Source organism: Vicinamibacteria bacterium (assembly GCA_035620555.1).
In the GTDB taxonomy this organism is placed as follows: domain Bacteria; phylum Acidobacteriota; class Vicinamibacteria; order Marinacidobacterales; family SMYC01; genus DASPGQ01.
In genome coordinates, this window is sequence record DASPGQ010000175.1 from 1 (window position 1) to 6282 (window position 6282).

Annotated in this window: 5 protein-coding genes and 1 pseudogene; 4 read left to right on the forward strand and 2 right to left on the reverse strand. The window is 62.6% G+C overall.

Annotated elements, in window-relative coordinates; genetic code table 11:
• The coding region (locus VEK15_06810) for a gamma-glutamyltransferase family protein (protein ID HXV60385.1) at window positions 1-1558 on the forward strand (1558 nt) is incomplete at its 5' end.
• Window positions 1559-1560: 2 nt separating this feature from the next.
• Here VEK15_06810 and VEK15_06815 read toward each other — a convergent pair.
• Window positions 1561-1797: pseudogene (locus VEK15_06815) on the reverse strand (Uma2 family endonuclease).
• Between the two features lie 88 nt (window positions 1798-1885).
• Window positions 1886-2548: a uridine kinase gene (locus VEK15_06820; GenBank protein HXV60386.1), complete on the reverse strand. Its 663-nt coding sequence runs from the start codon at window positions 2546-2548 to the stop codon at window positions 1886-1888.
• A 141-nt stretch (window positions 2549-2689) separates the two neighbouring features.
• On the opposite strand from VEK15_06820, the gene VEK15_06825 reads away from it, so the two are divergent.
• From VEK15_06825 to VEK15_06835, 3 genes are all read left to right on the forward strand, one after another.
• Window positions 2690-3907, forward strand: a complete 1218-nt coding sequence (locus tag VEK15_06825; protein HXV60387.1) for a dipeptidase — start codon at window positions 2690-2692, stop codon at window positions 3905-3907.
• 30 nt (window positions 3908-3937) lie between these two features.
• Complete coding sequence (locus VEK15_06830; GenBank protein HXV60388.1) at window positions 3938-4837, forward strand: helix-hairpin-helix domain-containing protein; 900 nt, start codon at window positions 3938-3940, stop codon at window positions 4835-4837.
• A 52-nt stretch (window positions 4838-4889) separates the two neighbouring features.
• Window positions 4890-6282 (forward strand): ABC transporter permease (locus VEK15_06835; protein ID HXV60389.1); only part of this gene is annotated, 1393 nt, incomplete at its 3' end.

The following is a 6282-nucleotide window of genomic DNA, read 5'->3' on the forward strand; positions in this document are numbered from 1 at the left end:
GCACCAGGCTGGCATTGGAGGAGATGGATTCCTTCTCGCCTATTTGGCCGAAGAAGACCGGGTCGTCTTCGTCAACGGGACGGGGCCCGCTCCGGCAGCCGCTACCCGCGAGATTTACGAAAAGCTCGGCGAGATCCCGGACTCGGGTCCCTACTCGACGGACGTACCGGGCATGGTGGGTGGTCTCGACCTCGCGCTGCGGCGGTACGGAACCATGGGCTACGAAAAGCTCCTCGCGCCCGCGATCGAAGCGGCGAAAGGACATCCTCTCGATCACTGGGCGGCCGAGAATCACCGAAACAACGTGGAGAAGATCTCATCCTTTCCCAGCTCGGTAAGGGTGTTGATGCCAAAGAGCCGGCCGATCGAAGCCGGCGAGATCTTCGTGCAGGAAGATCTGGCCGACACACTCAGAACGATCGCGCGCCAGGGAGCGCAGAGCTTCTACCGGGGCTCTCTGGCGCGCCTGACGGGAGCATTCTACGAGGCGCAAGGCGGGTTGCTTCGTTACGAGGACCTGGCTTCTTACGAGGCCGAGGAGTCCGAGCCCATCATGACGACCTACGCCGGGCTAGACGTCTATCAGAGCGCGCCGAACTCGCAGGGAATCGTCATGCTCATCGCCTTGAACATCCTCGAGGGTTACGAGCTGGAGTCGATTGGACACAACACGACCGACTACGTCCATCTCGTCACCGAGTCGATGAAGCTCGCTTTCGCCGATAGAAACCGGTTCGTTGCCGACCCGCGCTTCGTCGACGTGCCGGTGGCGAGTCTGCTGTCGAAGGACTACGCGCGCAAACGAAGAGAGCTGATTCGTCCCGACCGAGCGATGGTCGTGGCTCCTCCCGGGGACCCGGTTCGCATGGCGGCAGTGCACGAAGGGTTCGAAGTCGAGTACGCGGAGGGAGCTCAGCCGATCGAACGGCCGACCGAGCCTGAGGAGCTGGACGGCGAGACGTCCTCGTTCTCGATCGCCGATCGTTACGGAAACCTCGTGTCGGTGACTCACAGCGTCAACTCCGGTTTCGGAAGCGGCATGGCGGTAGAGGGTGGTGGATATTTTCTGAACAACCGCATGCCCTATTTCAGTCTGGACCCGGAAGACGTCAACGTTCTCGTGCCCGGAAAACGCACCCGGCATACTGTCAATCCAGCGCTCGCTCTCAAGAATGGCAAGCCCTACCTCGCCTGGAACACACCGGGGGGAGACAATCAGCCCCAGGCCATGCTCCAGGCCTTTCTGAACGTCGTGCATTTCCGCATGAACGTTCAAGAGGCCGTCGAGGCGCCCACCGTGACCAGCACGTCATTCGCGGCCTCCATGTTCCCGGGTCGGGTGAGAGGCATGCTGACGATGCCCGAGGTGCTGGCGAAGGAGGTCGCCGAGGACCTGGCCGAAAGAGGGCATCGCATCGAAGTCGTCCCCCTCCAGCAGCCCTATCGTCAGGCTCCCTCGGGCGCGGGAGCCGTGAAGATGGTCCTGATCGATCCCGAGACGGGCGTGTTCCATGGTGGCGTGAGCCCCGCCAAGAGCGATTACGTTATGGGCTGGTAGCGTCAGGAAGGATCGTCGGGAGGAAGAAGCTCACCGACGTCGATCACGACATCTGGCCAGGCGTCCGGAGCCACGCGTTCGCCGGCGCGGTGCGTGACGCGGTGCCGATAGCCGCCCTCGTGAGCCGATCGAAACACGACGAGCTCACGGTCGACGAGATCCAAAACCCAATACTCGGGAACGCCCGCCTCGGCGTAGAGCGCCGCCTTCGCGTTCAGATCGTACCGACGCGACGAGTCGGAAACTACCTCTCAGAAGGAGGAGACGAAGAACGCGTGGCAGGACCTCCCTCGGTGCAGTCGAAGTCCCGTTTCGACGACGCCTTAGTCAGTCCAGTTCGGCATCATTCAGCACGACGAGGTCCGCCGCGTCGCGAGGACCGTCCACCGCGAAATGAAGCGCTTGCGCGGGGAAGTAGATCGTTCGATAGGCTCGCACGGTCTCGGCCGGGGTCAGTCCTTCCTGAGAGCGCGTGATGGCACGTTCGAGGGCGGTCTCGAAGCTGCACTCCACCCAGATGGACAGGTCGTAGTGATGCCGGTGCTCGCGTTTCAGCAGATAGATCCCTTCGAGCAGAATGACGTCGACGTCCTCGTAAGCGTATAGGTGTCGTCGATACGAGCTCGCCGTCTCTTCGGCAAAGTCGGCCTCGAGGCGAACGGACCTCCGATCCCGCAATGGAAGCACGAGATTGCGAAACATCTCGTCGAAGCGGATGGCGTTTCGGTAGAAATGCTCGTGAGGTCTCGAGGTGCGGAAGCGGACGGAGGGGAGATTGAGCCAACCGTCGATGTTCAGCACGGCGACGCTGAGTGCTCGAGCTCGCAAATATTCGGCGAGCAAGGAGCTCGTATAGCCTTTGCCTGACCCATCGATTCCGGAAATCGCAACGAGCAGGCTCCTCGCCGCAGGTAGATCCGCGCGAAGCGAAAAGATGCGCCTCTCGCAGTCTTTCAGAGTAGCCCGGGTATCGATTCGCGCTAGGTTCACTTCGCCGTCCCGACATATGGATGCCAGACAAGAACGCGCGGATACGGCGGTCCTTCACTTTCGACCGCTGGAAGAGAGCTGGGCCGGAGGCGCCTTGTCTCACACGCGCCGAAGAAAGTAACCTCTGGCGGGAGGTACGACATGAGAGGCAAAAGACTCTTCGCCCTCGCTTCAATGATCGGTTTTACGGGGGCGCTCACCTCTTCGGCCGGCCAGCGCGTCGACGACCACCGCGTCCAACGCCTCCTCGACCGCGCCGTCGTCATCGATCTGCACTCGGACACGACGCAACGAATTCTCGAGGAAGGTATCGATCTCGCAAAACGGTACGACGACGGGCAAGTGGACATCCCACGAATGCGAGAGGGCGGTGTCACCGCGATGTTCTTCGCCACGAATCCGAACTCACGTCGGCTGACGCCCCTGGAGTCGATCCGCCGTGCCCTCGAAGAAATAGACGCCGTTCGGCTCGAAGTCGCTCGCCACCCGGCGGACCTCGTTCTCGCCACGACGGCTGACGAGATCGAAAGGGCCAAGCATCAGGGGAAGATTGCGATCTTGATCGGGATCGAGGGTGGTCACGTCATCGACTCGAGCACCGCCGTGCTCCGATCCCTTTACGAGCTCGGCGCCCGATATATGACCCTCACCCATTTCACCCATACTCCGTGGGCGGATTCCTCGGGGGAGCCGCCGCGCTCGCACGGACTGACGGACGAAGGCAAAGCCATCGTCCGCGAGATGAATCGCCTGGGGATGCTGGTCGATATTTCTCACGTCTCCGACGAGACCTTCTTCGACGCTCTCGAGGCGTCGGAGGCGCCGGTGATAGCCTCCCACTCGTCGGCGAGGAAGTTCAGCGAACATCCCCGCAACCTGTCCGACGAGATGCTCGCGGCGCTCGCCAAGAACGGCGGCGTCGTTCACATCAACTACTACAACCCTTACCTCGACGAGGACTACCGCCTTCGAAGCACGGAAGCCCGAGATCTGGACGACAGGGCAGCGGCCGTCGCCGCCGACAATGCCGACGATCCCAAGCGCCTCGCCGTCGAGATTCGCAAAGTGAATGCCGAGCGCATCGCGAGATTCGGCCGGGTTTCCTTCGACCGCCTTCTCGATCACTTCGATCACGCGGTCCGTGTGGCGGGGATCGACCATGTCGGCCTGGGCTCGGATTTCGACGGGGTCGGCGACCTGCTTCCCGAGGGCATGGAGGACGTTTCCAAGATTCCGAACCTCGTGCGAGGGCTGATGGAGCGGGGATACTCGGACGAGGACATCGAGAAGGTGCTCGGGCAGAATACGCTTCGGGCCATGCGGGAAGTGGAAGCCACTGCCCGAGCCAAACAACGATGAACCTTCCGAGTTGGGACTGCGGAGAGGGGTATGGTGTTGCGCGCGACGCAGGAAGCACCCACCAACGAAGAAATTGCGCAGATCCTCGACCTGGTGGCCGAGTTTCTGGAGGCGCAGGACGCCAACCGATTTCGGGTCGCGGCCTATCGCCGAGCGGGGGAGACGCTTCGCACGCTCGAGTCCAGGGCGCTCGACATCCTGGAAACGAGCGGTCTCGCTGGCCTGGCCAGTCTTCCGGGAATTGGCGAGAGCCTCGCCCGCGCGATTGCCGAGGTCCTGGAGACCGGTGGGCTGCAGTTCCTCGAACGCCTTCGTGGCCAAGCGACACCCGAGGTGCTCTTCGCCACGGTGCCCGGCATCGGTCCGCGCCTGGCGGCGCAGATCCACGAGGAGCTCGGAATCGAGACGCTCGAAGAGCTGGAGTCTGCCGCTCACGACGGGAGGCTGGCACGGGTTCGAGGTTTCGGACCGAGACGATTGCGGGCGATTGCGGAATCTCTGGCAGGCCGGCTGGGGCGCCGTACGTGGCGTTCGACTCGCGAGGCGAAATCGCCGCCCCCAGTTGCCGAGCTGCTCGAGGTCGATCGCGTCTATCGAGACAAGGCTTCCGCGGGTACGCTGAGGCGCATCGCTCCCAGGCGCTTCAACCCGGAGCGGAAGCCGTGGCTTCCCATCCTTCACACCGCTCACGGGGACCGGCATTACACCGCCCTTTTCTCCAACACCGCCCGTGCGCACGAACTGGGGAAGACGGACGACTGGGTCGTGCTTTACCTGGACGATGGACAATCGGAGCGCCAGTCCACGGTCGTGACCGAGACCCGGGGACCCCTCGCGGGCCGTCGGGTGGTTCGTGGCCGGGAGGAAGAGTGTCGGGAGTATTACGATGCTCACCCGACCGGGCCTGGCCCGCCCCCCCAGGATTCTTGATAATCCTCGTGATTTCTGGAACCCGGACCGAATCCTCCTCGTTTGGGAAGGTATGTACGCTTGGGCCTCGGGAACATCGGCTCGTCAGCTCCTTCGACGTCTAGCCCGCTCCCCTCTCTTCACCGCCGTTTCGGTGGTGACGCTCGCACTCGGGATCGGAGCCAACGCCGCCATCTTCAGTGTCGTCGAAGGCGTGCTCCTGAAACCGTTACCTTTCGAGGACCCGGACGCTCTGGTAGGCGTCTGGCACCGAGCCCCCGGCCTCGGCTTCGATAACGTAAACCAATCCCCTGCCCTCCACTTCACTTATCGGGACGAAAATCACGTATTCGAAGACGTCGGCCTGTGGGACGACGGGCAGGCCTCGGTCACGGGCCTCGAGGAACCGGAAGAGGTCGAGGCGATGTGGGTTACCGATGGAACCCTTCCGCTACTTCGGATTCGGCCCGCACTGGGGCGTACCTTCACGCCTGAGGACGACGCCCCTGAAAGCCCGAAGACCGTCATCGTCTCTCACGCCTACTGGAAGCGGCGCCTCGGCGGCACGGATGATGTACTCGGGATGACGATCGAAGTGGACGCAACGACGCGGGAAATCATCGGCGTCATGCCTGAAAACCTGCGGTTTCTACGATATGACCCCGACCTCTATATTCCTTTCCAGTTCGATCCGAACGAATTGTTCATGGGAAACTTCAGCTATCAGGGTGTCGCCCGTTTGCGACCCGGGGTAAGCATCGAGAAGGCCAATGCCGATCTCGAGCGGATGATCCCGCTGTCGACCGAGCGCTACCCCGAGGGCCTTACGCTCCAAATGCTCCGAGAAGCGAAGTTCGGGCCGAACGTCCATCCTCTCAAGCAGGATGTCGTGGGGGATGTGGGCTCGGTGCTCTGGGTGCTTCTCGGAACGGTGGGACTCGTTCTTCTCATCGCCTGCGCGAACGTCGCCAACCTCTTTCTGGTGCGAGCGGACGGACGGCAGCAAGAGATGGCGCTGAGAACGGCGCTCGGAGCGAACCGGCGCAGGCTCGCCCGCGAGATCTTCTCCGAGAGCATCGCCCTTGCCTTCACCGCAGGCACGGTCGGGCTCGGGCTTGCCTATACAGGGCTCAGACTGCTCCTCACGATGGGCCCCACGAGCATTCCTCGGCTTCAGGAGATCGCGCTCGACGAGAACGTGCTCCTTTTCACGTTCGGGATCTCACTCCTCTCCGGGCTTCTATTCGGACTGTTTCCTCTGCTGAAGTACGGACGCAGGAACCTCACCTCGGCGCTGAAGGAAGGCGGCCGCGGGTCGAGCGAGGGTCGCGAGAGCCATCGGGCACGAAGCGCGCTCGTCGTGTTTCAAATTGCCACCGCCCTCGTCCTTCTCGTTTGCTCCGGCTTGATGATTCGCAGCTTCCAAGCCCTTCGCGAGGTGAATCCGGGATTCGTTCGGCCAGAGG